General features: G+C 35.1%; 25 protein-coding genes and 1 other RNA gene. 19 read left to right on the plus strand and 7 right to left on the minus strand.

The window, feature by feature from the left end; genetic code table 11:
• Nucleotides 1-3 precede the first annotated feature (3 nt).
• From CDH50_RS08755 to CDH50_RS08810, 12 genes are all read left to right on the plus strand, one after another.
• The gene (locus CDH50_RS08755; protein WP_100611636.1) at nucleotides 4-243 is read left to right on the plus strand and encodes a CBU_0592 family membrane protein; all 240 of its coding nucleotides are present in this window, start codon (nucleotides 4-6) and stop codon (nucleotides 241-243) included.
• A gap of 116 nt (nucleotides 244-359) precedes the next feature.
• Nucleotides 360-1,973 carry an MFS transporter gene (locus CDH50_RS08760; protein ID WP_100611637.1) on the plus strand — a complete coding sequence of 538 codons (1,614 nt, stop codon included), beginning with the start codon at nucleotides 360-362 and terminating at the stop codon, nucleotides 1,971-1,973.
• Between the two features lie 15 nt (nucleotides 1,974-1,988).
• Entirely contained in the window at nucleotides 1,989-3,371 is a 1,383-nt protein-coding gene (locus tag CDH50_RS08765) for a GH1 family beta-glucosidase (protein ID WP_100611751.1), read from the plus strand.
• A 322-nt stretch (nucleotides 3,372-3,693) separates the two neighbouring features.
• Entirely contained in the window at nucleotides 3,694-4,797 is a 1,104-nt protein-coding gene (locus CDH50_RS08770; RefSeq protein ID WP_100611638.1) for an aldose epimerase family protein, read from the plus strand.
• Nucleotides 4,798-5,025: 228 nt separating this feature from the next.
• On the plus strand, nucleotides 5,026-5,439 hold the full coding sequence (locus tag CDH50_RS08775) for a hypothetical protein (protein ID WP_157804957.1): 414 nt from the start codon (nucleotides 5,026-5,028) through the stop codon (nucleotides 5,437-5,439).
• 284 nt (nucleotides 5,440-5,723) lie between these two features.
• Nucleotides 5,724-6,806: a glycine cleavage system aminomethyltransferase GcvT gene (gene gcvT, locus CDH50_RS08780; RefSeq protein ID WP_100611640.1), complete on the plus strand. Its 1,083-nt coding sequence runs from the start codon at nucleotides 5,724-5,726 to the stop codon at nucleotides 6,804-6,806.
• Nucleotides 6,806-7,723 (plus strand): glutaminase, encoded by a 918-nt coding sequence (locus CDH50_RS08785; protein ID WP_100611641.1) that lies wholly within the window; start codon nucleotides 6,806-6,808, stop codon nucleotides 7,721-7,723. The genes gcvT and CDH50_RS08785 overlap by 1 nt, the downstream gene beginning before the upstream one ends.
• Before the next feature lie 30 nt (nucleotides 7,724-7,753).
• Complete coding sequence (locus CDH50_RS08790; RefSeq protein ID WP_100611642.1) at nucleotides 7,754-8,587, plus strand: sugar nucleotide-binding protein; 834 nt, start codon at nucleotides 7,754-7,756, stop codon at nucleotides 8,585-8,587.
• A gap of 215 nt (nucleotides 8,588-8,802) precedes the next feature.
• Entirely contained in the window at nucleotides 8,803-9,099 is a 297-nt protein-coding gene (locus CDH50_RS08795) for a 4a-hydroxytetrahydrobiopterin dehydratase (RefSeq protein WP_100611643.1), read from the plus strand.
• 254 nt (nucleotides 9,100-9,353) lie between these two features.
• Complete coding sequence (locus CDH50_RS08800) at nucleotides 9,354-10,073, plus strand: YebC/PmpR family DNA-binding transcriptional regulator (protein WP_100611644.1); 720 nt, start codon at nucleotides 9,354-9,356, stop codon at nucleotides 10,071-10,073.
• Between the two features lie 102 nt (nucleotides 10,074-10,175).
• Complete coding sequence (locus CDH50_RS08805) at nucleotides 10,176-11,159, plus strand: Gfo/Idh/MocA family protein (protein WP_100611645.1); 984 nt, start codon at nucleotides 10,176-10,178, stop codon at nucleotides 11,157-11,159.
• A gap of 48 nt (nucleotides 11,160-11,207) precedes the next feature.
• Nucleotides 11,208-12,221, plus strand: a complete 1,014-nt coding sequence (locus tag CDH50_RS08810; protein WP_100611646.1) for a ThuA domain-containing protein — start codon at nucleotides 11,208-11,210, stop codon at nucleotides 12,219-12,221.
• Nucleotides 12,222-12,226: 5 nt separating this feature from the next.
• Here the strand turns inward: CDH50_RS08810 and CDH50_RS08815 are convergent, their stop codons facing one another.
• Complete coding sequence (locus CDH50_RS08815; protein WP_100611647.1) at nucleotides 12,227-12,955, minus strand: NYN domain-containing protein; 729 nt, start codon at nucleotides 12,953-12,955, stop codon at nucleotides 12,227-12,229.
• Between the two features lie 192 nt (nucleotides 12,956-13,147).
• On the opposite strand from CDH50_RS08815, the gene CDH50_RS08820 reads away from it, so the two are divergent.
• Entirely contained in the window at nucleotides 13,148-15,736 is a 2,589-nt protein-coding gene (locus CDH50_RS08820; protein WP_100611648.1) for a zinc-dependent metalloprotease, read from the plus strand.
• A gap of 166 nt (nucleotides 15,737-15,902) precedes the next feature.
• Here CDH50_RS08820 and CDH50_RS08825 read toward each other — a convergent pair whose 3' ends face one another.
• From CDH50_RS08825 to CDH50_RS08845, 5 genes are all read right to left on the minus strand, one after another.
• Nucleotides 15,903-16,985: an iron-containing alcohol dehydrogenase family protein gene (locus CDH50_RS08825; RefSeq protein ID WP_198513462.1), complete on the minus strand. Its 1,083-nt coding sequence runs from the start codon at nucleotides 16,983-16,985 to the stop codon at nucleotides 15,903-15,905.
• Between the two features lie 73 nt (nucleotides 16,986-17,058).
• A complete protein-coding gene (locus CDH50_RS08830; RefSeq protein WP_100611649.1) occupies nucleotides 17,059-17,763 on the minus strand; it encodes an HAD family hydrolase in 705 nt (234 codons plus the stop codon).
• Nucleotides 17,754-18,482, minus strand: coding sequence for a 3-deoxy-manno-octulosonate cytidylyltransferase (gene kdsB / locus CDH50_RS08835; protein WP_100611650.1), 729 nt, complete (start codon nucleotides 18,480-18,482; stop codon nucleotides 17,754-17,756). The genes CDH50_RS08830 and kdsB overlap by 10 nt, the downstream gene beginning before the upstream one ends.
• 48 nt (nucleotides 18,483-18,530) lie before the next feature.
• Nucleotides 18,531-19,097, minus strand: coding sequence for a DUF4126 domain-containing protein (locus CDH50_RS08840; RefSeq protein WP_100611651.1), 567 nt, complete (start codon nucleotides 19,095-19,097; stop codon nucleotides 18,531-18,533).
• Entirely contained in the window at nucleotides 19,093-20,520 is a 1,428-nt protein-coding gene (locus CDH50_RS08845) for an ATP-dependent DNA helicase (protein WP_100611652.1), read from the minus strand. Before CDH50_RS08845 ends, CDH50_RS08840 begins: the two co-directional genes overlap by 5 nt.
• A gap of 129 nt (nucleotides 20,521-20,649) precedes the next feature.
• On the opposite strand from CDH50_RS08845, the gene CDH50_RS08850 reads away from it, so the two are divergent.
• The 4 genes from CDH50_RS08850 (at nucleotide 20,650) to CDH50_RS08865 (ending at nucleotide 23,380) form a co-directional block, all read left to right on the plus strand.
• Complete coding sequence (locus tag CDH50_RS08850) at nucleotides 20,650-21,387, plus strand: hypothetical protein (protein ID WP_198513463.1); 738 nt, start codon at nucleotides 20,650-20,652, stop codon at nucleotides 21,385-21,387.
• On the plus strand, nucleotides 21,371-22,192 hold the full coding sequence (locus CDH50_RS08855) for a DUF3822 family protein (protein ID WP_100611653.1): 822 nt from the start codon (nucleotides 21,371-21,373) through the stop codon (nucleotides 22,190-22,192). The genes CDH50_RS08850 and CDH50_RS08855 overlap by 17 nt, the downstream gene beginning before the upstream one ends.
• The gene (gene rsmD / locus CDH50_RS08860) at nucleotides 22,192-22,740 is read left to right on the plus strand and encodes a 16S rRNA (guanine(966)-N(2))-methyltransferase RsmD (protein ID WP_100611654.1); all 549 of its coding nucleotides are present in this window, start codon (nucleotides 22,192-22,194) and stop codon (nucleotides 22,738-22,740) included. Before CDH50_RS08855 ends, rsmD begins: the two co-directional genes overlap by 1 nt.
• 127 nt (nucleotides 22,741-22,867) lie before the next feature.
• Nucleotides 22,868-23,380 carry a nuclear transport factor 2-like protein gene (locus CDH50_RS08865; RefSeq protein ID WP_100611655.1) on the plus strand — a complete coding sequence of 171 codons (513 nt, stop codon included), beginning with the start codon at nucleotides 22,868-22,870 and terminating at the stop codon, nucleotides 23,378-23,380.
• 64 nt (nucleotides 23,381-23,444) lie between these two features.
• Here the strand turns inward: CDH50_RS08865 and rnpB are convergent.
• Nucleotides 23,445-23,766, minus strand: an RNA gene (gene rnpB, locus CDH50_RS08870) — RNase P RNA component class A.
• 102 nt (nucleotides 23,767-23,868) lie between these two features.
• Between rnpB and dnaX the strand changes: the two genes are divergently transcribed.
• Nucleotides 23,869-25,605, plus strand: a complete 1,737-nt coding sequence (gene dnaX / locus CDH50_RS08875) for a DNA polymerase III subunit gamma/tau (RefSeq protein WP_100611656.1) — start codon at nucleotides 23,869-23,871, stop codon at nucleotides 25,603-25,605.
• A 10-nt stretch (nucleotides 25,606-25,615) separates the two neighbouring features.
• On the plus strand, nucleotides 25,616-26,182 hold the full coding sequence (locus tag CDH50_RS08880) for a hypothetical protein (protein WP_100611657.1): 567 nt from the start codon (nucleotides 25,616-25,618) through the stop codon (nucleotides 26,180-26,182).

Here is a 26,182-nt window from a genome sequence, read left to right on the forward strand (position 1 = left end):
TTCATGGAATTAACAGACTGGATTGGATTTTTAGGCGTTTCTCAAATTCTACTCGCCTATTTTTTAAATGTCATTGGAAAAGTGTCCAATAAAAGTTTGGTTTTCATCTTACTTAATGTGGTTGGTGCGGCTATGGCTTGCTTTGCTTCCATTCTTTTAAAATATTGGCCTTTTATCATTTTAGAAGGTGTTTGGACATTGGTGTCCATTTATGCATTACTTAATTTAAAGAAGGTTTCCTAAGTTAATTTTAGCAATTCCATAACAAAATTTTTCCCACGGAAATCATTATTGCTTGATTATGTTAAAATTTCTGTTAACTTCGTTCGGCAGAAATTTTAACATAACCAACTAACCAAATGGAATTAAGCAATAAAGTGTCGCTAAAAGAGAAAATTGGCTATGCGCTCGGTGATGGCGCAGCAAACATTGCATGGCGGGGTGTTTCCACGTTTTTATTTATATTTTATACAGACGTTTTTGGATTAGACCCCATTACCGTTGGGGTTTTAATGTTGGTGGCTCGGTTTAGTGACGGCATTAGTGATGTATTAATGGGCATTATTGGTGACCGCACCAACTCCAAATACGGAAAATTTAGACCGTGGATTTTATGGACCGCCATTCCTTTAGGCGTTATTCTTTCCCTGCTATTTACAAGCCCTGAGTTAGGTACCAACGGAAAAATTGTTTACGCGTATGTCACCTATATATTATTCACATTAATTTATACAGCCAATAATATTCCCTATGGTGCTTTAATGGCTGTGATGACAGGCGATGATAAAGAACGAACCACTATTGGCTCTTTTAGAATGGTGGGTGCTTTTGCAGGTGGAATGCTCGTTCAAGGGGCGTTACTGTTTTTAGTGGCGTATTATGGCAATGTCAACCCAACGATTGATATCTCCCAATTGGATGAAGATACATATGCTGTGAGTGTAACAGCTTCTGATAATATTGAACATGTGAATATCAAGACTGATAATGGTATCGCCTTATTTGCATGGAATAATGCTAGCATGCAAAATAATGATGTTGAAGCCACAAATGGAAAAAGTTTCGAAATGGAAAAAGGCAACACCTATTCCTTTACCGTGACTGGAGAAAAAAATCTAAAAGCCGAAGATATATCCATCATAAACCAAAAAGAAGGTTATAGCAAATCCATGTATGTGATGTCCGCTATACTTGCTTTATTGATGTTAATCACATTTTATTCCACGAGAGAACGTGTACTACCGCCTAAAGATCAAAAAACAGATTTGATACAAGATTTCAAAGACTTAATAAAAAACAAACCTTGGATTATTTTATTGTTGATAGGACTTCTATTCAACGTTTATAATTCCATCAAACAAGGTATAGTCGTTATCTACTTTACCCACTATTTAAATGATCAATTATTATCCGCTACTTATCTAGTCGGTTTAATGATTGCCTCTATTTTAGGAGCCTTTTTCACTGCTCAATTGAGTAGAAAATTCGGAAAACGTAATTTACTTATTTATGCCCTTATTTTTTCAGGTGCCGTAAATGCCTTGTTAGTATTTTGTAAACCTGATGATGTAGCTGCTATATTTATTATTGGCACCATATCTGAATTTGCTGCAGCTATATTACCAACCTTGTTTTTTGTGATGTTGGGTGATGCCGCCGATTTTTCAGAGTGGAAAAATGGCAGAAGAGCTACCGGACTTATTTATTCTGCGGGTTCGTTCGCAACTAAATTTGGAGGTGGTATTGCGGGTGCTATTATCGGTCTGGTTTTAGGTGCTTATTTCTATGATGGTCAGGATGCTGTCGCCATTAAAGGCGCGTTTCCGGGTATGGTGATGCTTATGAGTTGGATTCCCGCTATCATTGCTTTTGTCGCCGCGGGTATCATGCTGTTATATCCATTGGATAAAGCAAAAATGGACATCATTACCAGCGATTTAAATGCCAAACGATTAGCACAATCCGTAGAATAATTTATAAAGATGCAGATGAAAACATTTCCAAATGATTTTATATGGGGTACGGCAACGTCGTCTTACCAAATTGAAGGTGCCGCTAAATTACATGGCAAAGGGCCGTCTATTTGGGATGCCTTTTCGAGTATCCCCGGGAAAGTACATAATGGAGAGACAGGTGACATCGCCTGCGATCACTATCATACATTCAAGGAAGACATCCAACTCATGAAAAACATGGGCGTTAAAGCCTATCGGTTTTCGATAGCTTGGGCACGCGTGATGCCGACAGGAAAAGACAGCATTAATGAAGCTGGCATTCAGTTTTATTCCGATTTAATCAATGAATTATTAAAAGCTGATATTATGCCTTGGGTGACTTTGTATCACTGGGATTTACCTCTGGCATTGCAATTGGAACATGATGGTTGGTTGGGAACGTCCCTACCCGATTATTTCGCTGCGTATGCCGATTTGTGTTTCGAACGTTTTGGTGATCGCGTTAAAAACTGGATAACCCTCAACGAACCTTGGGTCGCTTCCATTTTAGGTTACGGTCAAGGCGTATTTGCTCCCGGAAGGATTTCAACCTCTGAACCTTATTTAGCAGGCCATCATTTTATCTTGGCGCATGCAAAAGCTGTTCATATCTACAGGGATAAATACAGCCATCAAAAAGGGAAAATCGGCATCACCAATAATTGCGATTGGAGAGAGCCATTAACGGATAGCAAAGAGGATAAGGAAGCTGCCGAAAGAGCGTTAGAATTTTTCTTGGCCTGGTTTGCGGACCCGATTTATAAAGGGGATTATCCAAAAACGATGAAGGAACGTTTGGGCGACCGACTTCCTAAATTTTCTTCGGAAGAAAAAGAGATGATTAAAGGCACATCCGATTTCTTCGGATTAAACCATTACACCACCATGTATGCCGCCCATAATGACGGCACTAAAAAAGAGCAAAGTGTGTATGGTAACGGTGGTATTTCTGAAGACCAACATGTGGATTTATCCTTAGACGACAATTGGAAACTCACGTCCATGAATTGGGCCGTTGTGCCTTGGGGCTGTAAAAAATTGTTACAATGGATTGACGCACGCTACAACAACCCAGATATTTATATTACCGAAAATGGGTGTGCTTATAATGATGAACTTGTTAACGGACAAGTCAACGATCAAGAGCGTTTGGAGTTTTATCAAGGTTATTTAAAAGCCTGCCAAGAAGCGATTGCTGAAGGCGTCAAACTTAAAGGCTATTTTGCTTGGTCTTTTATGGATAATTTTGAGTGGGCTTCTGGTTATGATAAACGTTTCGGGTTGCATTATGTGGATTTCAAAACGTTGAAGCGCACCCCTAAAAAATCCGCGATTTGGTTTGGTAATGCTATTAAAAATAATAGTGCGGATATTTAATTTATTTGTTAAACTCGTTGCGCATTTTCAAACTTATAACGTTATTTAGTGTCAGTTTGATTGAAATATTGAGAACCGTAGTTGCATAGCTTCTCGATACAATTTTCTCATGCTTCGAAAATCACTCGAAGTGACATTTAGTTGTAAATCATGTTTATAGTTAGTTTGTCAGTTCGAGTGAATTTCAAACCTTTTTAGGTTTGAAATTAGTATCGAGAACCGATTCTAGCTAGATTATAATTGTTCACGATACAAAATTCTGAAAAAGAATTTCACTCGAACTGACATCAAGTTAAACAGATACCACAAAACTAAATAATATATGAAATCACTATTTATTCTCCTCACTTTTTTAATCTCCAACATCCTTATAGCGCAAACCACCCAAAAGGTTTTAGGAAAGCATAATGATAAAGACGTGAGTCTTTTTACCCTAAAAAACAAATCGGGACACGTTTTAAAACTGACTAATTACGGTGCGCGTATTGTTAGAATCGATGTGCCTGATAAAAACGGCAAGATTGATAACATCACCACAGGTAGCGAAACCTTAGAAACCATTGTAAAAGGGGACGCTTTTGGCGGTGCTACCGTCGGGCGTTTTGCCAACCGCATTGCCAATGGCAAATTCACATTGGATGGCACCGAATACAGTTTACCAATAAATAACAATCCAAACACTTTGCATGGCGGTCCTGCTGGCTGGTACGCACAAGTTTGGGATTCTAAAATGAGTACTAAAAAGAATAAACAATCGGTGACGTTTACCTATTTGAGTCCCGATATGGAAGCTGGTTTTCCCGGAACTGTGAATGTATCCGTTACGTACACATGGACCAATAAAAATGAAATCATCATCGATTATCTAGCAACCACCGATAAAAAAACAGTTTTCAATATTACCAATCACGCCTACTTTAATTTAAATGGTACAGGCAAAGGTTTTATACAAGACCATTTGTTAACCATTAATGCCAGTAACTATACACCTGTTGACAAAACCAGCATTCCAACGGGCGAGATAAAATCTGTAAAAAATACACCATTTGATTTTACCACACCTCACACCATTGGAGAGCGCATTGGCAGTATGTTCGAAGATGTTGCGTTTAGAGGTTACGATCATAATTATGTGTTGGATGCCAATGCTAAAATAGCAGCCACAGCATATTCTCCCCAAAGCGGTCGTGTAATGGAAGTCATCACCGATGAACCCGGTTTACAGTTTTATTCAGGAAATAGCAGGTCGTGGAATCAATTTAAGGAAACTGGTACCATGCCCGAAAATTCAAGATCAAGTTTTGCACTAGAAACCCAGCATTTTCCGGATAGCCCAAACCAAGCAAGCTTCCCTTCTACCGTATTAACACCCAACAAGCCTTATAAATCTAGAACGGTTTATAGGTTTTCTGTGAAGAAGGATTGATTTTTTACTTGATTTTATCAGAAAAAACAACTAACTTCGTTTAACTACCGATAAACAAACATTGAAACGTTTTTTATCTCAATAGTTGTAAGCAATTTGAAAAAAACAATCTACATATTAATCGGACTAGTAATTTTCGTGTCTTGTCAAGAAAAACAAAAAACGGAAACGGAAAAACCTACATTCAAATTTGACTTGATTACGGACTTGACCAACTTTAGACAAAAAATGACTGAATTGGACACTTTGACAATTTCGTTTGACCATTCTGTTTGCACTTATCAAGGTTATGAACGGATTGAAATAACAAAACAATCTGACTCAATCAATATCGTTAGCAATTTTAAAGAATTGACTTTTGAGGAAAATTCAAAGTGGAAAAAAATTTATGACAGGAAAATATCGGAGAACGATACGATTTGGAAATTTGAGCAGTTTCTAAAGCGAAATGAAAAGCGGAAAAATACTGACCAAAACAAACGTGGAATTTTAATGCTGACCAATAAAAAAGATACTATAAGTTATTCAATTGATGGACTTGTTGACTTGAATATATTTTTAGCCGATTATTACGAAACTATGAGAAAAATATATCCAGAAAATAAAAATGGAATTTATGGAATTGAAATTGTGGAAGAATAAAAAACTGCTTACAACACCGGCTATAGTTCATTGCTTCTGACTTTCCTCTCGGAAAGTCCTCGCAAATTTACTATCTTCGGTTTACGGCGGACAAATCCTGCGGATTTATCCGCAACGAAACCATAGCCAATCACGTTAAACGAAACTCCAAACTCCCAATAATTCCACAACCCCAATTTAACGTCCTCTTAAAAACAAATCCATATAATTTCAATACTTTTGTTTTTTGCTATAAATAATGGGGTTCCCGCCTGCGCGGGAATGTAAAATATATACAATTTTCAATGAAAAACACAGCTTTAACCAAAACTCACGAAGCGCTTGGTGCTAAAATGGTGCCTTTTGCAGGCTTTAATATGCCTGTACAATATGAAGGCGTGAATGCCGAACACGAAACCGTTAGAAATGCCGTGGGCGTATTTGATGTCTCGCACATGGGTGAGTTTTTAATTGAAGGCGAATACGCGTTGGCGTTGATACAAAAAGTTACCACGAATGATGCCTCCAAATTAACGATTGGTAAAGCACAATACAGTTGTATGCCGAATGATACAGGTGGCATTGTGGACGATTTAATTGTTTACAGAGTTAAAGAAAACACGTATTTACTGGTGGTAAATGCCAGTAATATTGAAAAAGACTGGAACTGGATAGAATCTAAAAATGATGTGGGTGCAACCATGCGCAACTTGAGTGATGATTATTCCTTATTGGCTATTCAAGGGCCAAAAGCGGTTGGGGCCATGCAATCTTTATCGAGTCACGATTTATCAAGTATCGATTTTTACAATTTCGTGGTAGCGGATTTTGCTGGTATTGATTATGTGATTATTTCGGCAACGGGTTATACCGGCAGTGGCGGATTCGAGATTTATTGTAAAAACAGCGAAGTCAAACAAATTTGGGACAAGGTTTTTGAAGCGGGAGCGGATTATGGCATTAAGCCAATAGGTTTAGCCGCTCGTGATACCCTGCGTTTGGAAATGGGTTATTGCTTATATGGCAATGATATTGACGATACCACCTCGCCTATCGAAGCTGGTTTGGGTTGGATTACCAAATTCACCAAAGAGTTTACCAATTCCGCAGCATTAAAAGCTGAAAAAGAACAAGGTCCCAAACGTAAGTTAGTCGCCTTTGAATTGGATGAACGCGGAGTTCCCCGACATGGTTATGATATTGTAGAAGAAACTGGCAACATCATTGGCGTTGTCACCTCTGGCACGATGTCGCCCAGCTTAAATAAAGGCATTGGTTTGGGTTATGTGCCAACCAGTTTTTCAGAAATTGGTTCTAAAATTTATATCCAAATCCGTAAAAATGCCATACCGGCAACCATTGTAAAATTGCCTTTTTATAAGATATAATGCGCCAAGATTTTCAAGCTATTTTAGATACCATTTATCAACAAGTTGCGACTGTTGAGGATAAGGGAACGGTAGCATCCTATATTCCAGAATTGGCAAGTATTGACAAGAATAAGTTCGGAATTCATTTAAGAACTTTAGATGGTAATAGTTATGGTGTGGGCGATTTTGAAACGCGATTTTCCATACAAAGTATTTCTAAGGTTTTGGCTCTTTCGCAAGCCGCTTCTTTGGTCGGGAATGATATTTTAAAACGTGTGGATGTAGAACCTTCGGGGAATCCATTCAACCATTTGGCATTATTGGAAATTGAAAATGGCATTCCTAGAAATCCGTTAATTAATTCTGGAGCGATTGTGATTGCGGACATTTTGATTTCAAATTTAAAAAATCCGAAGCAGGATTTTTCAAACTATGTGAGGGACTTGGTGGGCGATGATTCCATAGACTTTAATTTGGATGTGGCACATTCCGAAAAAATCACGGGATTTAAAAATTATGCCGCAGCCAATCTTTTAAAATCCTTTAATAATCTGGAAAACAGTGTGGATGATGTTTTGGATTTTTACTTTCATCAATGCTCAATCGAAATGTCATGCAGGCAATTAACCAAGGCCTTTTATTTATTTGCCAACAAAGGAGCAAGTTTATTACAAAAAGCGCAACTCACGGAATCCATCATAAAGCGCATCAATGCCATCATGCTCACCTGTGGTTTTTATGATGAAGCTGGCGAATTCGCTTTTGAAGTCGGACTCCCCGGAAAAAGTGGCGTTGGTGGCGGCATTGTTGCCCTATTACCTGATAAATTCGTGATTACCACATGGTCTCCTGGGTTGAATAAAAAAGGAAATTCGCAATTGGGCATGATGGCTTTGGAACAATTTACAAGTGCCACAAAATTATCCATTTTTTAAACGTTCTATGGGTAAGTGAATTGATTTATAATGAAGAAAGAAGAAAAACATAGAATTTTAATATTAGGCGCTAGCGGATTTTTAGGCGGTATCATTTATAAAGAACTCTGCTCCTATTTTAAAACCTTTGGAACCTATCATACACAAAATAAAAATTACGAAAAGAACAAACATTTTTTTCAATACGCTGTTGAGGAAGATGATATTTATGAGATTCTAAATGCCGTAAAACCGACCATTATCATTTCAGCACTTCGTGGTGATTTTGCAGCGCAAGTAATCGCGCATAAACACGTTGTTGAATATATTTTGGAACATAAATCGTGGCTGATTTTTTTATCATCTGCCAACGTATTTGATGCCTATAGTAAATACCCGAGTTACGAAGATGATAAAACCCTAAGCAATAGCATTTACGGTCATTTCAAAATAAAAATCGAAAATATGCTCTTGCGATTGCCAAAAAAGCACGTTACCATTTTAAGGCTTCCCATGGTTTTTGGACCGCAATCGCCCAGAATATTGGAGATGCTTCAAAATTTAAAAAATAACGAACCTGTGGAAGTGTTTCCGAATTTAATCATCAACGTCACCAATGATTCTAAAGTCACACAACAAATCCATTATATCATAAACAGAAATAAGTTGGGTATTTTTCACTTGGGAAGCAACGATTTGGTGCATCATGATGAATTTATCAAAGAAATGATTGATACACTGGACTCAAAAAATAAAGCCATTTATAAAAAAGTGTTTACCACCAATGAAGATCGCTACTTAGCCGTTTTGCCTAAACATAATTTGCTGCCAAAGCATTTGCAGTTATCGAGTCAAGAAATTATTTCAGAATTAAAATATAATTAAACCGTTATTTACTTTAAAACTTAGAATGTCAGTTCGAGTAATTCGCCCAAGCGAATTGTATCGAGAACCTTAGTTTAACGAGCTTCTCGATACAAATTTGCTTCGTTGCACTTTGCAAATCCACTCGAAGTGACAAAATTTTATTCAAAATGAGCAAAGGTTAATTGATTTTTAATTGGTAAATTGTAAGCATACTAACACCTAAAATTTAAAAGATGAATAAACTATCCGACGAAGAGATAAAAGTAAAATTGCTACGTTTTCCTGATTGGGATTATTATGATGATGCCATTCATGCAGAATTTGAATTCGAGAATTTCAAGGATTGCTTTAGTGCCATGAGCAGAATCGCTTTTGAATGTGAAGCACTTAACCACCATCCCGATTGGTCCAATGTATATAATGTGCTAACCATATCACTATCAACGCACAGTGTAGATGGTGTGACCGATTTAGATTTTAAACTAGCTGAAGCCATTGAAAGCATTGTAGAACCTGACGAGGAAGAGTAATTAAATACATGGAATGTCAGTTCGAGTGATTCGCCCAAAGCGAATTGTATCGAGAACATTCGTACTTTGATTAAAAATTTGATTCTCGATACAAATTTTACACATTAAAAAATGTATAAAATTCACTCGAATTGACAAATTTTCATCAAAATGTAGAATGGGTATGATTATTATTATTTCAATTTCTAAAATTTTTTAATTTTGCGACGGTTAAAAAACCTGAAACATTAAACTTTATAATATTAAACGATACTATGGGAAGAGCTTTTGAATTTAGAAAAGCACGTAAAATGAAACGTTGGTCGGCTATGAGCAAAGCCTTTACCCGCATTGGTAAAGACATTGTGATGGCTGTAAAAGAAGGTGGTCCCGATCCTGCCGGCAATGCACGTTTAAGAGCGGTTATGCAGAATGCCAAGGCAGTAAACATGCCAAAGGATAATGTGGAACGCGCCATTAAAAAAGCCAGCGAAAAAGGGCAAGGTGATTATAAAGAAGTCATTTTTGAAGGTTACGCACCACATGGTATTGCCGTTTTGGTAGAAACCGCCACAGATAATAATACCAGAACCGTTGCCAACGTTCGCAGTTATTTTAATAAATGTGATGGCAGTTTAGGTACGTCTGGTTCGGTGGTATTTATGTTTGATCATACGTGTAATTTCAGAATCAATGCCGAAGGCTTAGACCCTGAAGAAGTAGAATTGGAATTCATCGATTATGGTGCCGAGGAAGTTTTTGCAGCAGAAGACGGTATTTTAATTTACGCCCCTTTTGAAAATTTTGGTTCCATTCAAGCAGCCATTGAAGCCAAAGGCATTGAAATATTGTCCTCTGGATTTGAGCGCATTCCTCAGGTAACCAAAAAGCTAACTCCAGAGCAAATGCTGGATGTTGAAAAACTTTTAGAAAAACTGGATGATGATGATGACGTGCAAAACGTCTATCACACTATGGAAGAAAGTGAAGATTAATTTACTTGATATTAATATATTTTAAAGAGAGTTGATACTCTCTTTTTTATTTTTATAATGAAACTAGTCAATCTTTTTAGCCACTTATAAATTAAAATTGTAATGGAAGATAATAAAATAATAAATTGGGGAATTATTGGATGTGGTGATGTGACCGAAGTTAAAAGTGGTCCACCTTACAAACTTACACCTGGCTTTGATTTAAAAGCGGTTATGAGACGTGATGAAGACAAACTTAAAGATTATGCCAAAAGACACCAAGTAGAAACATATTATACAAATGCTGATGACTTAATAAATGACCCTACTATTGATGCCGTTTATATTGCAACACCTCCTGACACCCATAAATTTTATGGATTAAAAGTCGCTAAAGCAAAAAAAGTGTGCTGTATTGAAAAACCGTTATCACCAAGTTATGCAGATAGTGTAGTGGTTTATAACGCCTTTAAAGAATCCAATACACCCCTATTTGTTGCTTATTACAGACGCTCGCTACCAAGATTTCTTAAAATAAAAGAGTGGTTGGAAAACGGTTATATTGGTGAGGTGAGACATATTTCCTGGCAATTAAACAAATATCCAAGTGATACGGATTTATCAGGTAATTATAACTGGCGTACCGATGCTAAAGTAGCTAATGGCGGTTATTTTGATGATTTAGCTTCTCACGGATTGGATTTATTTACCTTTCTTTTAGGAAATATCAAAGACGTGAAAGGCATTAGTTTGAATCAGCAGCATTTATATACTGCCAATGATGCCATAACCGCGTGCTGGATTCATGATAATGGCATCACAGGCTCTGGAACTTGGAATTTTGGTTGTAGTACCTATGATGATAAGGTTATCATTTATGGAAGCAAAGGACACATAGAATTTCCTATCTTTAAAGACGAATTTATACTTTTGAAAAGTGAAACAAAGACAGAGGCACTTTTTATTGAAAATCCGAAACATGTTCAAACAAACCATGTTGAAAACTTGAAAACGGCATTGTTCAGTAATGAATTCACGCATCCATCAACAGGTGAAACGGCATTACATACGAGTTGGGTCATGGATAAAATATTAGGAAAAATTTAAGCTTTAAAAATAAAAACCAATACCATTAACTAAATAAAACATTACAATATGAAATTTAAAATAGTATGTTGCATCATCTTATTTATCAGTAGTTTTAGTGTTGTACTTTCACAAAGTTCCTCTAAAAAATTAAAAGCCCTTATAATTGACGGCGATAGCAATCATGGCATTTGGCCAAAATCTACATTCATGATAAAGGATTACTTGGAACAAACGGGTTTATTTGAGGTTGATATTTACAGAAAAGAATTTGTTTGGGTTGGCCCAGCCCATGATAAAGTGGAAGGCATTACCAACATCAACGAGCTTGTTACAAAATATCCTTTAAATGATGGCAAAGAAAGAACCGTGGTTTCCAAAGCGCAATTCGACCCCAATTTTAATCCAGATTTTACAAAGTATCAAGTAGTAGTTTCAAATTTTGGCTGGCAAGCCTCAGAGCTACCAGAAATGACAAGAGCCAATTTTGAAAAATACATGCTAAATGGTGGCGGATTAGTGATCATTCATGCGGCAAATAATCCTTGGGGCGACTGGAATGAATTTAATAAAATGATTGGTCTTGGCGGTTGGGGAGGTAGAAATGAAAAATCTGGTCCTTTTGTATATTATAATGAGACTAATGAAAAAGTTGTAGATACTGTAAAAGGCAATGCAGGATCCCATGGAGCACAACATAATTTTGTAATAGAGACTCGTGCACCAAAACACCCTATTATGAAAGGATTACCAAATTTATGGTTGCACAGTAAAGACGAACTGTATGAGCGTTTACGTGGGCCAGCTGAAAATATGACCGTTTTAGCAACAGCTTATTCGGATAATTCGACTGACAAAAGAAGAACAGGTAGGGATGAACCTGCCCTTATGACCATTGAATATGGTAAAGGCCGTGTGTTTCATAGTATTTTAGGTCACATGGATTATTCCATGGAATGTGTTGGTTTTATTGTAACCTTACAGCGAGGTGCCGAATGGGTGGCAACAGGAAAAGTAACTCAAAAAGTTCCAAAGGATTTTCCAACGGAAGGCCAAGTTAGTATTAGAAAATGGGATAAATAATTGATCTATTTATTCCGTACATAAATTAACTTAAATCGAGCATTGGGCTGCTCGCGCTGTTCTAATTCAAATTGATTTAACGATTTGAAAAGGGGCGTTAATTTTTCAAATCCAAAATTTCTAGCATCAAAATTGGGTTGCTTTTTTATGATAAGCGACCCAACATCCCCTAGAAAAGCCCAACCATCTTCATCGGCAGCATCGGCCACTGTATTTTTCAAAAAGCGGATGACATTCGGGGTAATATTATATAAATTATCCTTTTTTGGTTTGTTTTTATCGGTTATATCTTCTTCAGAATTCTTCAATATTTCCAAATAGATGAATTTGTCGCAAGCGACAATAAAAGGTTCTGGTGTTTTCTTTTCTCCAATCCCATAAACTTGCATGCCCGCTTCTCTTAAACGAGTCGCCAATTTTGTAAAATCGCTATCAGAGGACACTAAACAAAAAGCATCCACTTTGCCAGAGTACAAAATATCCATGGCGTCGATAATCATTGCAGAATCGGTAGCATTTTTACCATTGGTATAACCATATTGTTGCATGGGACTAATCGCATTTTCAAGTAGAACGCTTTTCCATTTAGATAAATGAGGCTTTGTCCAATCGCCATAAATTCGCTTTATGGTTGGTGTGCCGTACTTTGTAATTTCTTCCATCATTTCGCTGATGTACTTTGCAGGAATATTATCGCCATCAATTAAAACAGCTATTTTTGTATCTTTAATCATGCTTATAAAGATACTCAAATAAGTCCGTAAATAGAAGTTGTTGATTTATTATATGGATAATCTGCTATAACAATCATAATCTGTAATTATTTAACAGTTTTAAAACAACTTCCTACCTGTATATTTTTTACATTTATCATGACTAATTCAAATTAATTAACAGGATTTTATCCTAAATAATCGTTTCATAACATGAAATCTTATCATTTAAAAATTTACAAAGCAATTTGTATCTTTTTTTCATTGACACTTTTCTTGTCATCACAAGCTATCGAAGCCCAAAGAAAGAAAAAAGATGCCAAAAAGGACCTTGTAGAAGAAGCTCCAAAGACCCCTAAAGAAAAAACAATTAAGGATTTAGTTAAATCCAGCAAAAAAATTGAAGGCCTATTTACTTTGTATCGAGATACCATCACAGGGTCTATACAAATGATTGTATGTGAAAATCAACTAAACAATGAGTTTATTTATTTTAGCCAAATTTCTGATGGCATAACAGATGTTGGCAGGATAAACAGAGGTTCTTACAATGAATCCAAAGTATTTAAAATTGAAAAATATTTCGACCGAATAGAATTTATAGTACAAAATACCTCGTTTTATTTCGATCCCGAGAATCCGTTGTCCAAATCTAAGGACGCCAATACAAGTCATGGCAACATAGCTAGCATAAAAATTGAGGCCCATGATAAAAAAGAAGGTGCTTATCTGATAAAAGCAGATGATTTGTTTTTAAGTGAAGTGTTGTCGCAAATTAAAAATCCGAGTTCCCCTGGAGAATCTCCAACAGCATTTAAATTGGGCAATCTTGATAAGTCTAAAACTAAAATAAGGAACATTAAAAATTACCCTGAAAACACAGATATAGAAGTTGAATACACTTATAGCAGTCCTTCTGTTTTGAATAATGGTTCTAACGCTTTGGCAGACGGCAGGAATGTTAGTATTAAAGTATATCATAGTCTATTGGCCATTCCTAAAAATGATTATGAAATTAGATTTGATGACCCTAGGGTTGGGTATTTTGCAACTCAGGTTGAAGATCAAACATCCACTAGTTCCATACCATATAGGGATTTAATACACAGATGGCATTTAAAAAAGAAAGACCCTAATGCGGAGATTTCTGAACCCGTTGAACCTATTACTTGGTGGATAGAAAATTCCACACCTTTAGAATGGCGAGAAACCATTAAAAATGCCGTTTTGCAATGGAATGTTGCTTTTGAGAAAGCAGGTTTCAAAAATGCCATTGTTGTTAATATACAACCAGATGATGCTACTTGGGATGCTGGCGACCTAAGATATAATGTATTAAGATGGACATCATCCCCAGAACCTCCTTTTGGCGGTTATGGTCCTAGTTTTGTGAATCCGAAAACAGGACAAATTTTAGGAGCAGACATCATGCTAGAGTTTTTACATTTTACAAACCGAGTGCTTTATGACAAAGTTTTCGAACTGGCTTCTGTGGAAGAACCATTTAATGGTTCAAATCTAGATAAGAACAATTTCAAGTATTGTTCATTAGGTCATGAATTACACCAAGAAGTTATGTTTGCCGACGCCGTTATTGCCGCCGATAGTAATTCTGAATTACAAATGGAGCGTGTTAAAAGAGAATCTATGATGGCTCTAATCATGCACGAGGTTGGGCATACATTAGGGCTTAATCATAATATGAAAGCAAGTCAATTATATTCTCCCGAACAATTGAATGATGCCGATTTTATAAACGGAAAATGTTTAACAGCCTCCGTAATGGATTATGCTGCATTAAATGTAACACGAGATAGAACAAAGCAAGGGCAGTATGATGATGTGACAGTCGGTCCTTATGATCTTTGGGCTATCCAATTAGGTTACAAACCGTTTAAGTCTGAAATGGAGCGTCAGGCTTTACTTAATGAATCTACAAAACCAGAGCATATTTTCGGAAACGATGCCGATGATATGCGTTCTCCTGGTAAAGCTATAGACCCTAGGATTAATGTATCCGATCAATCAAATGATCAAATAGCTTGGGCCATAGATAGAATCGAATTATCAAACGATTTAATGAAAGATGTAAAAATGAGATTTACCAAAAGTGGTGAATCATATCAAGAGCTACGTCGTGTTTACTATCTATTAAGTAATCAAAAAAGCTCAGCGGCGAATACTATTTCAAGATTTATAGGCGGTGTTTATGTTGATCGTGCCATGGCCAATCAAGAAGGTGGCACACAGCCTTACACTCCTGTAAGTTTAAAAGATCAGAAAAGAGCTATGAAGGCATTAAGCGACTATGTATTTGCGCCAAATGCATTTAACGCCCCAAATGATTTATATAACTATTTAGCCATGCAGCGTAGAGGTTTTAATTTTAGATTGCCAGAAGACCCTAAAATTCACGATCAAGTGTTGAGCTATCAAAAAAATGTGCTCAACCAATTATTGCATTATAATACCTTACAAAGAATTTCTGATTCTCAACTTTACGGCAATGAATATTCACTTTCTAACTTTATGACGGAACTAAATGATGCCATATTTAAAGCAGACATTTATGGAAATGTCAATTCTTTTAGACAGAATCTTCAATTGGAATATACCAATAATTTGATTGACATATTAACCGAAAAACAAGCAGATAGATATAGTAATAATGCCAAATCAATGGCTTTATATAACTTAAACCTGATTAAAACCATGGCGGCGCCATCGGGAGATATTGCTTCACGAGCACATAAACAACACTTAAGGACACTTATCAACAATGCTTTAGAAGAAATTAAGTAATAGGCACGTATGCGTGCTAGGGATAAAAAAAGCTACCATTTACTGGTAGCTTTTGTGTTTTTAAAATAGCGAATGTTTCTTTTTAGGAACAACCATCATTGTTTACTTTATGTTTCATTGCTATATTACTATAAAGTCAATTTTTATGCCAATATTCAAATGTTGGTTACATTTTTTGATATAATTCCTTAAGCTTTTTTGGAGTCATTGTTTTTTTCCAATTATTACCCAAAGCGTTTTCCCATAATGGCTCCAAGCCTAAAGCTACTCCAATCATAATATCAAAATCTTCATCACTTAAATTTGAACAAATTCCTTGAGGCAACTTAATATTATGCTTATTTTTCATGGCTTTAAAAATAGCTACATCTTTAGGATAAAACTCTTCTAAATGATCAAACACAATACAATTACCTATACCATGTTTAATACCCAATAAATAGGATAAACCGTAGCTCATGGCATGTGCCACGCCCACTTGGGAATAAGCAATGCTCATACCGCCATGCCAAGATGCCATCATGAGCTTTTCTTGGGATTCTACCTCGCTAAGCGTATTATCCAAAAAGATTTCTTTACATAAATCGTATGCCATATTTCCATAGGTTTCACTAAACGTATTGAGATAAGTGCCATTCAAAGATTCAGCACAATGAATGAAACAATCCATACCCGTATAAAACCATTGATGGGTTGGAACATCTTTGGTAAGTTCTGAATCCAATATAACTTGATCGAAAGGTGTAAAATCTGAATTGATGCCAAGCTTTCTTGTAGGCCCAGTTAATACGGTTGTTCTTGAAACTTCGGCACCAGTACCCGAAATGGTTGGAATACCAACATGATAGATAGCTGGATTTTTTACCAAATCCCAACCTTGATAATCTTTGGTCTCGCCTTCATTCGTTAACATGATTGAAACCGCTTTGGCTAAATCCAATAAAGTGCCTCCACCTATGCCTATAATTCCAGACGGACGTTCTTTTGTTGTTACTATGATATCTTCAACCAAATCATCAACTTGCGAAGTTTTAGGCTCTTCATTAGCAGATACATAAATGATTTTATCATCGTAAGACAATGGTATTCTTGCTGTTATCCAAGTATTATTTTTAAATACATCATCCACCAAAAAGATAAATGGGGCATCTGGGTTCAAGCGTTTTGGGGATATTATTTCACTTAACTGATTGAAACTACCTCTACCAAAAACAACTCTTGGTACCATGGGAAAGTTTTTGTAACTCATTTAATATATTTCTTTTTCAAAAGTTAAAATTACAATTATTTTAAATTCTAAATGACTTAAAATTCTTATTTTATTAATTAAATAATTCTAAAACCTCCCTTAAACTCTGTATGGTTTTGTAAGTTTTGCCATTTGTTTCTTTTTCAGTGACTTGCTCGTGCGCCCAAGTGGTGTGAAAAGGCACATGGATAGCATTGGCTTTAATATTTACCAATGGTAATACATCGGATTTTAATGAATTGCCTATCATTAAAAACTCGGAAGGCTTAATATCCAAATGATTTAATAGTTTGGAATAATTAGCTTCTTGTTTATCACTCAGCACTTCTATATGATGAAAATAATCCGTTAAACCAGATTTTTTTAATTTGCGTTCTTGATCTAATAAGTCACCTTTAGTAGCCAAAATTAATCGGTAATTTTTTGATAATGCTTTCAAGACCTCTTCAACGCCATCAAGCAATTCTACTGGTTTCTCCAACATATTCTTACCAATATTCAAGATAGCTTCAATGGTTTTGTTGGGCACATTATAGTTTGATAATTCTAAAGCAACTTCAACCATAGATAAAGTAAATGCTTTTATACCATAACCATATATTGGTAAATTTCGAATTTCAACTTTAAAAAGTTCCTGGTCTATTTGATTGGGAGTTTCATAAACAGAGAGCAATCTTTGAATTTCTAATTCAGCCTCCCTAAAATAGGTCTCATTTACCCACAATGTATCATCGGCATCAAAACCGATAACCTTTATTTTTTTATAATTTATTTCCATAATTTTTTGGCGCGTTCTAAATCTTCTGGGGTATCAATTTCAACACCTTGGACAGAAGTTTCAACCATTTTAATACGTTTTCCATATTCTAAATAGCGCAATTGCTCTAGTTTTTCTGAAGCTTCTAATGTTAGCATTGGCAACTTATAAAAATCCAACAAGGCTTCTTTTCTAAATGCATAAACGCCTTTGTGCTTAAAATACTTGACGGCAACGGTTTTATCTCTTGGGTACGGAATTGGGCTTCTGGAAAAATATAATGCGAAATCAAACATATCTACAACCACTTTTACGGTATTTGGATTGTTTATTTCAGCTTCATCTGTAATATGAACCATTAAAGAGGCCAAATCGATATTTTTAGTATGGTCGTCTTTAAAAACGGCTATTAATTTTTCTAATGATTCTTTATCGGTAAAAGGTTCATCACCTTGAACATTAACAACAATATCTATATCTAAATTTTCAACCGCTTCTGCAATTCTGTCACTTCCACATTCATGCTCTTTTATGCTCATCATGGCTTTGCCCCCATTGTTTACAATTTCGTTGTAAATAATAGAACTATCCGTCACTACAATAACATCGTAAAACAGATTGGTTGCAACGGTGGCTTCATAGGTTCGGCGTATAACCGATTTTCCACCCAAGTCTTGCATTAATTTTCCTGGAAATCTGGATGCACTGTACCGTGCAGGAATCATGGAGATTATTTTCATTGTATATAAATGTATTCTAGTTCAAAAATAAGATAATTACGTAAGGTATCAGCTTTTGGATGGTTTAAACTTTTTATAAATTTTATAGATTATAAACAATATGATGAGAACGAAAATAATAGCTAAAAGGGGGAGAAAAATAGAAATAACAGACATAAACATGGCCGTACCTGTTTCAATGGTTGACACAACAGGATTTCCCAAACCACCGGTGGCAGTGGTCGATGTGAGTCTCGCCACACTAGAGGAACCCGAGATGGCAGCGGCTGTGCCACCACCTGCTATGATGGCAAGCGACCATGATATTATTGGACTTAAATCTACCATAGTGGATAGCATAACAGAAGTTCCAGCCATAGCTGCAAGAGGCACAGAAATACTGTCTAGCAAATTATCTATATAAGGTATATAATACGCGGCAATTTCAACCAACGTAGCAACTCCAAAAGTAATTAGAGCAGTTAAACTACCCAACCATTGCCAAGAGTCGTTGAGTTCCCAAACATTAAAATAAGAAGACAAGCTTAAAGCGAATAATGGCAAAAACACTCTAAACCCAACAGAGGCAGCTAAACCTATGCCTAAGCATATACTTATAAATGTTTCCATATTAATTGTTTATAAAAAAATCGTCTTTAAAACCAATAAGATACAACTTTTCCTTGGCTCTTGTAATGGCAGTATATAACCATCTTAAATACTCTTTATCGATACCATTTGGTAAATACGGCTGTTCCACAAACACCGTATTCCATTGGCCTCCTTGCGATTTATGGCAAGTAATGGCATAAGAAAACTTAACCTGTAGGGCATTGAAATGTTTATTGTTTTTAACCTTTAAAAACTTTTTATACTTACTGGTTTCGTTTTCAAAATCTTTCATGACTTCTTGGTACAATCTATTTGAATCATCATAAGACAAGGATGGTGTTTCAGATTCAACGGTATCCAATAACAAAACAGTTTCAAAAGGTGCCATTTTTGGATAATCAACCATACGTACTTTGACTTCCGCAAAGTGAAAACCATATAATTCCTCCATTTTAAAAATTTCCAACACTTCAATAATATCTCCGTTGGCTATAAAGCCAGCTTCGGTGGTTGGTTTAATCCAAAAATAATTATTTTTTACCACCATTAAGTAATCTCCAACAGTCAATTCATTTTCATTAAACAAAATCTTACTACGTATTTGTTGATTGTACAAATTGGCACGTTTGTTACTTCTCACTATAATGGCTGTTTCTTCATTTCCCAAATCACTATAAGCATCATTTATGGCATCCATAATCTCGTGGCCATCAATCAGTCTTGTAATGTCTTTAAAGTCCGCTAAATCAAATTTAAAAGCATCATATAATTCATTTGATAGAGATTCACGTAAAACAGTAGCATTTGCCAGAATACCAGAACCCTGCTCTTGCCTCACTACTTCATCCAATTCCATTTTAAAAACCTCTTTGTTGTAATTTAAAGCTATGGTGTTTTCATCTAAAGCCGGACTTAAATCTAATTTTACGGGAGGTAGCTGAGCTGTATCGCCTATTAAAATCAGTTTACATTGGTGACCAGAATACACATATTGTATTAAGTCATCTAATAATGAACCGTTTTCAAAAAGTTTAGATTCACCGGGTGTATCTGGTATCATGGATGCTTCATCTACTATAAAAATGGTGTTCTTATGTTTATTTGGTTGCAAAACAAACGACACGCCTCCTCCTTTTTCGGATTTTGGAAAATATATTTTTTTATGGATGGTAAATGCTTCCTTTCCTGAATAATTTGAGATCACTTTTGCCGCCCTACCTGTAGGCGCCATAAGCACGGCGCTCATTTTTGCTTTCCAAAGGTTAGTAACAATAGTTCCAACTATGGTTGTTTTGCCTGTACCAGCATAACCTTTTATAACAAACAGACTATTTTGTGTTTTATTAAAAATAAATTCAGAAAGTTGTTGTAATAAAATATTCTGTTTTATGGTGGGTGTAAATGGAAATTGTTGCTTTATAAGGACGTAAAATTCGGAAGATGTCATTATTTTCGTGGAAAATTATAAATTATTCAAATATAGAAATGATTTTAACGAACATTGGTTTTTGTGATTAAAAAAAAATTGTAGATTTGCGAAACACCTTTAATAACATATAAAATAAACTAACTAATTATGTGGACAATAATTTTAATTGTAATTGCTGTAGTATTATTAACCATTGGCTTGGTTAAGCTGGTAGACAAATTCGTACCAACAAAATTTAAACCCGTTTTAATTATTGCCCTGTGGGTACTCATTGCTTTTTTAGCATATAGTACTTTCAAATCTGTTTATAGCCCAGTACTTTTTAACCAAGAAAAAGAAAAACGTTACGCCGCTGTTATAAAAAATTTAGTTGACATAAGAAATGCTGAATTAGCTCACAGACAAATTAAAGGTGCCTTTACCGATAATTTTGATAATTTGGTTAAGTTTATAGAAGATGCCAAATTTACTATTACACAACGTAGAGATTCAAGTGTTTTAGATGCTGAACGAACCAAGCAATTTGGCGTTGACATGTACAAAGACATTGTTATAATAGATACTTTGGGTTATGTTACCGTTAAAGATTCATTATTTAAAAACTCTGACCGATACAAAACCATGATGAATGTGCCTGTAGGAAAACCAGGTGAAAAATTTCAACTTAAAGCTGGTTTTGTTGAGAAGGACGGCGTGAAGATTCCTGTATTTGAAGTATCTGTTAAAAAAGATGTTATTTTGTACGACCAAGACAAAGACCTTATAGTTCAAGAAAACCAAGTGGTTTCTGTTGAGGGTGTTAATGGAGATGCTATAAAAGTAGGATCTATGGACGAGGTTAATACCAGTGGAAACTGGCCAAAAACATATGGCAATAACGAGTAATACTAACGATATACCAACTAAGCAAGAATTGTCCATTCAAATAAGTTTGAGTGGACTTTCTTTTTGTATCCTACAGAGAGATACCAAAACCATCTCTGTTTTAAGGGATTATAATTTTAATAAGAAATTAAACCATCACGACGTATTAGATAAGCTAAAACATCTATTTAATACAGAATCTTTTTTACAATACAACTTCAGCAATGTACAAGTTATTCATGTGAATGAGCTTTCCACGTTAGTTCCTAAATCGTTGTTTGATGAACATTTTTTAGCCGATTATTTAAAATTCAATTCTAAAATTCTAAAGTCGGATTTCATAGCATTTGATACTATTGAAATAAATGATACTGCCAATGTTTATGTCCCTTATGTAAACATCAACAACTTCATTTATGATATGTTTGGAGCGTTCACTTATAAGCATGTGTCCACCATTTTAATCGAGCAACTTTTAATCATCGAAAAAAACTCTGAAAGCATAAAAGTATATGTTCATGTAAGTCAAAATCACTTTGAAATAATTGTCATTAATAAAGGTAAATTAATCTTTTACAACACATTTGAATACTGCTCTGAAGAAGATTTCATATACTACATTCTATTTACCGCAGAACAATTAAAACTAAATCCAGAAACTCTTCAGTTAATTTTTTTAGGAAACATTCAAAAAGACGATGCGTTATACACCATGGCATACAAATACATTAGGCATATTGAATTTGGTAATCGTCAAGAAAATTTCATCTATTTGGAAAAACCTCAAACAAATCATTCCAATTTCACTTTAATAAAAAGCTTTTAATGCGAATCATTTCAGGATTATATAAAAGCCGAAAAATTGTAGCCCCTAAAAACTTGCCGGTACGTCCTACCACCGACATGGCAAAAGAAGGGTTATTCAACATTTTAAACAATCATTTTTACTTTGATGAGGTTTCAGTGCTAGATCTTTTTGCGGGGACAGGAAATATAAGTTATGAATTTGCCTCCAGAGGTACAAAAGATATTATTGCTGTCGATCAAGATTTTGGTTGTATAAAATTCATCAATCAAACCTCCGAAAATTTCAAAATGCCTATAAAAACCATTAAAAGCGATGTTTTTAAGTTTTTAGAAAAAGCTTCTTTGAAATTTAATATCATTTTCGCAGATCCTCCCTATGCTTTTACTTTAGAACAATTTTCTAAAATTCCCGAATTGGTGTTCCAAAATAAACTTTTGGAAGATGATGGTATCTTAATTGTAGAACATTCTAAAGAAACTGATTTATCCCAATTGGAATATTACAACTATTCAAAAAGTTATGGCGGAAACATGTTCAGTTTTTTTGAACACATAACCATCGAATAATATTTTTTACAATTTTTGTTATTATTAGCTTATTTTCAGTAAATTAGATTGAAATTTCCTCCTGAAATCTATCGCTAATTTGAGTACTTATTGTTATTAATTTAAAAATAATCTAAACAATCGTACCATGAAAAAATTAGTATGTATCATTTTCGCATTGATTTTATTTAATGCCTGTCAAAAAAAAGAACCACAGCGTTACTTTAGTGAATCCCCAGAAATTGAAAGTTCAAAAAAACTCGTTGGTTATTTTGCCTCCCACGACTATGAAGGCATCAAAGGAATTTATAGTGATTCCGTTAAAATTTACGACAATTCAGTGGATCCTATGTCTCTATCTGATATGATTGCAAATATGAAAGCCAACCAAGAGATGATGGAATACATGAAGGTTAAAGATTCTGCCGAGTATGAAATGGTACTTACAAAAGATAATGAAACTTGGGTTAACAGCTGGTATACCATAGTTGGCAAGTTTAAAGGTCCAAGTGCCGAAATCGTTGTTCCATGTCATTCAACATTTCAATTTAAAGATGGAAAAGTTGTTAAGGAATACTCTTATTACAATTTGTTACCAGTGTATCAGGAAATGGAAAAGTTAAGTGATACTGCTGCCGTTGATACTATGGCAACAAAATAAAAAAACAACTAATATTTCAATCAACATAAAAACAAAGCCCTTTGAAATTATCAAAGGGCTTGTTTATGAAAGTAAATCTATAAGCCGAATTCTGTATATCCTGAACTTGTTTCCAAGAACATAACATCCTTATCATTTATCTGAGTGCATTGTTACCAATACACTTTAGCTGCCTACCCTCCAGTATTGGGCGTGCTACCCTCAAGCACTGGTTTACATGGCATTGCACCGCATAGAGTTTACATGGTTTCACTACAGCATGACCTGTACATACTTTCTGTTGCACTATTCCTAGCCTCACGACTGGTGGTTATTAGCCACTATGCTGCACTATGGTGTTCGGACTTTCCTACCCGCCTGAGCGAATCGATAAGGCGATTTACTTAAGTGCAAAATTACAATTAATTGTTAATAACTCATTCTAAAATCTCATTTCTAAATTCTATATTCTTAATTGAATTTTTAACTTTGTTATTCAAGACATTTCAATGGAACATTTTGTTGTATCAGCTAGAAAATACAGGCCACAAACATTTAAAGATGTTGTGGGACAGCAAGCTATTACAAATACCTTATTAAACGCCATTGAAAATAATCATTTAGCACAAGCTTTATTGTTTACGGGACCTCGTGGTGTTGGAAAGACAACATGTGCACGTATTCTAGCTAAAATGATTAATAGTGACGGCTCAGAAACCGGCGAAGAGGATTTTGCTTTTAATATTTTTGAATTGGATGCGGCTTCCAACAATTCCGTTGATGATATTAGAAATTTAACAGATCAGGTTAGGATTCCGCCTCAAGTTGGAAAATACAAAGTCTATATTATTGATGAGGTACACATGCTTTCCCAAGCTGCTTTTAACGCGTTTCTTAAAACACTTGAAGAGCCACCAAAACACTGTATTTTCATTCTCGCTACTACGGAAAAACATAAAATAATCCCAACTATTTTATCTCGTTGCCAAATTTTTGATTTCAAGCGAATTACAGTCAAAGATGCTAAAGATTATTTAAAGTATATAGCTGAAGAGCAAGAAGTAAAAGCTGAAGATGATGCCCTCCACATCATAGCACAAAAAGCAGATGGCGCCATGCGTGATGCCTTGTCTATTTTTGATAGGGTGGTTAGTTTTTCAGGCAAAAACCTTACGAGACAAGCGGTTACTGAAAATTTGAATGTACTCGACTATGAAACCTATTTTGAAAGTACTGACCTGATTTTAGAGAACAAAATTCCAGAATTATTACTTCAGTTTAATAATACACTTTCTAAAGGATTTGATGGACATCATTATATCGCTGGATTAGCTTCTCATTTCAGGGATTTATTGGTCAGCAAAACACCAGAAACTATCGAATTACTTGAAGTTGGAGAAAACATAAAAGAAAAATATTTGATTCAATCCAAAAAAGCGTCCCAAGGGTTTTTAATGCAAGGAATAAATTTAGCTAACGATTGTGATCTTAAATACAAAACCAGTAAGAATCAACGCTTATTGGTTGAATTATGTCTAATGCAGCTTGCCTCTATCACTTTTGATGGAGAAAAAAAAAATAGCAAACATTACATAATTCCAGCCTCCTATTTTAAAAATAAAGGCATTACGCCTATTCCAGTCAATGTTCCTAAAACATTGCTTGTAAAAGACGTGACAACTGCTGAAATACTAAGTGACACTGAAAACCAGTCTGATTCTAAAACTGCTGTTTTAGAATCTTTACAAGTAAAAGAGCCGCCCAAAATTGTTTTAAACCAAGAAACCAAACGGCTTTCCGGATTGTCTTTAAGTAGCATAAAAGCTAAAAAAGAACATCTGATAAAGCAAATGGATGTTGTTATTGATGAGGAAAACCTTCCAAAAGACCATTTTACGGAACAGGTACTTATCATATTTTGGAATCAGTATGTTTCGGAGTTGCAAAACAATGGAAAGCATAACCTGGCTTCCATATTATCCATAGACACGCCTAAATTGGTAGGCACTACAATTCATTTAGAATTTCCTAATGCAACCAATAAAGTGGAATTGGAACGTCAACAGTATGACCTTATGCTTTTTTTAAGGAAATCCTTAAACAACTATAGCATCGATTTATCAATCACCGTCAATGAGGAAAAAGAAAAACAATATGCTTATAGTACGTTAGAGAAATTTGAAAAATTAAAGGCTAAAAATCCGAATATTGACATTTTAAGAAAGACTTTCGATTTAGATATTTAATTATTTGTATATGAGTAGATTATATATTTTGATAATATTAGTGATTTCTTTCATTGGATGTGACGGAAAGTATAGAGCGCATAGAAGCAATGAAGACGTGTTACGTGAGGCTAACTTACTAGAATCATTCTCTGAACAATTAAAATATATTCCAGAACAGCCGACTGAAATTGTAACGGATACTTTATTGAGCAACGGTCTTAATATTAAAATAAACTACTATTCCGTTGAAAACGATCCCGTTTCAATAACCAAAAAAAGTAAAAATGGCACTTTGACAAGTACATACCATAAAAATTTTGAAGCCCAATTTCATGTTCATAAAAACAATAAAGTAATACGGGAAGCTGTAATTAAAAAAGAATTGTTTCATAAAAATGAAGACCATCCTTTTTGGCAGAATGCCATTATGCAATTTGTGTGGGTTGATTATAGCACGATGACTGAACACAGCATTCAGTTAAATACGTCTTTTCATATACCTAGCACACACAATTTTAAGGATTTCACTATAACCATTTTTGATACTGGAGAGATGAAAATAAAAGAAATTTCTTCTATAAATAATAAGGCGTAA

Origin of the sequence: Confluentibacter lentus (assembly GCF_002806995.1) — a bacterium.
GTDB classification, from domain to species: Bacteria; Bacteroidota; Bacteroidia; order Flavobacteriales; family Flavobacteriaceae; genus Confluentibacter; species Confluentibacter lentus.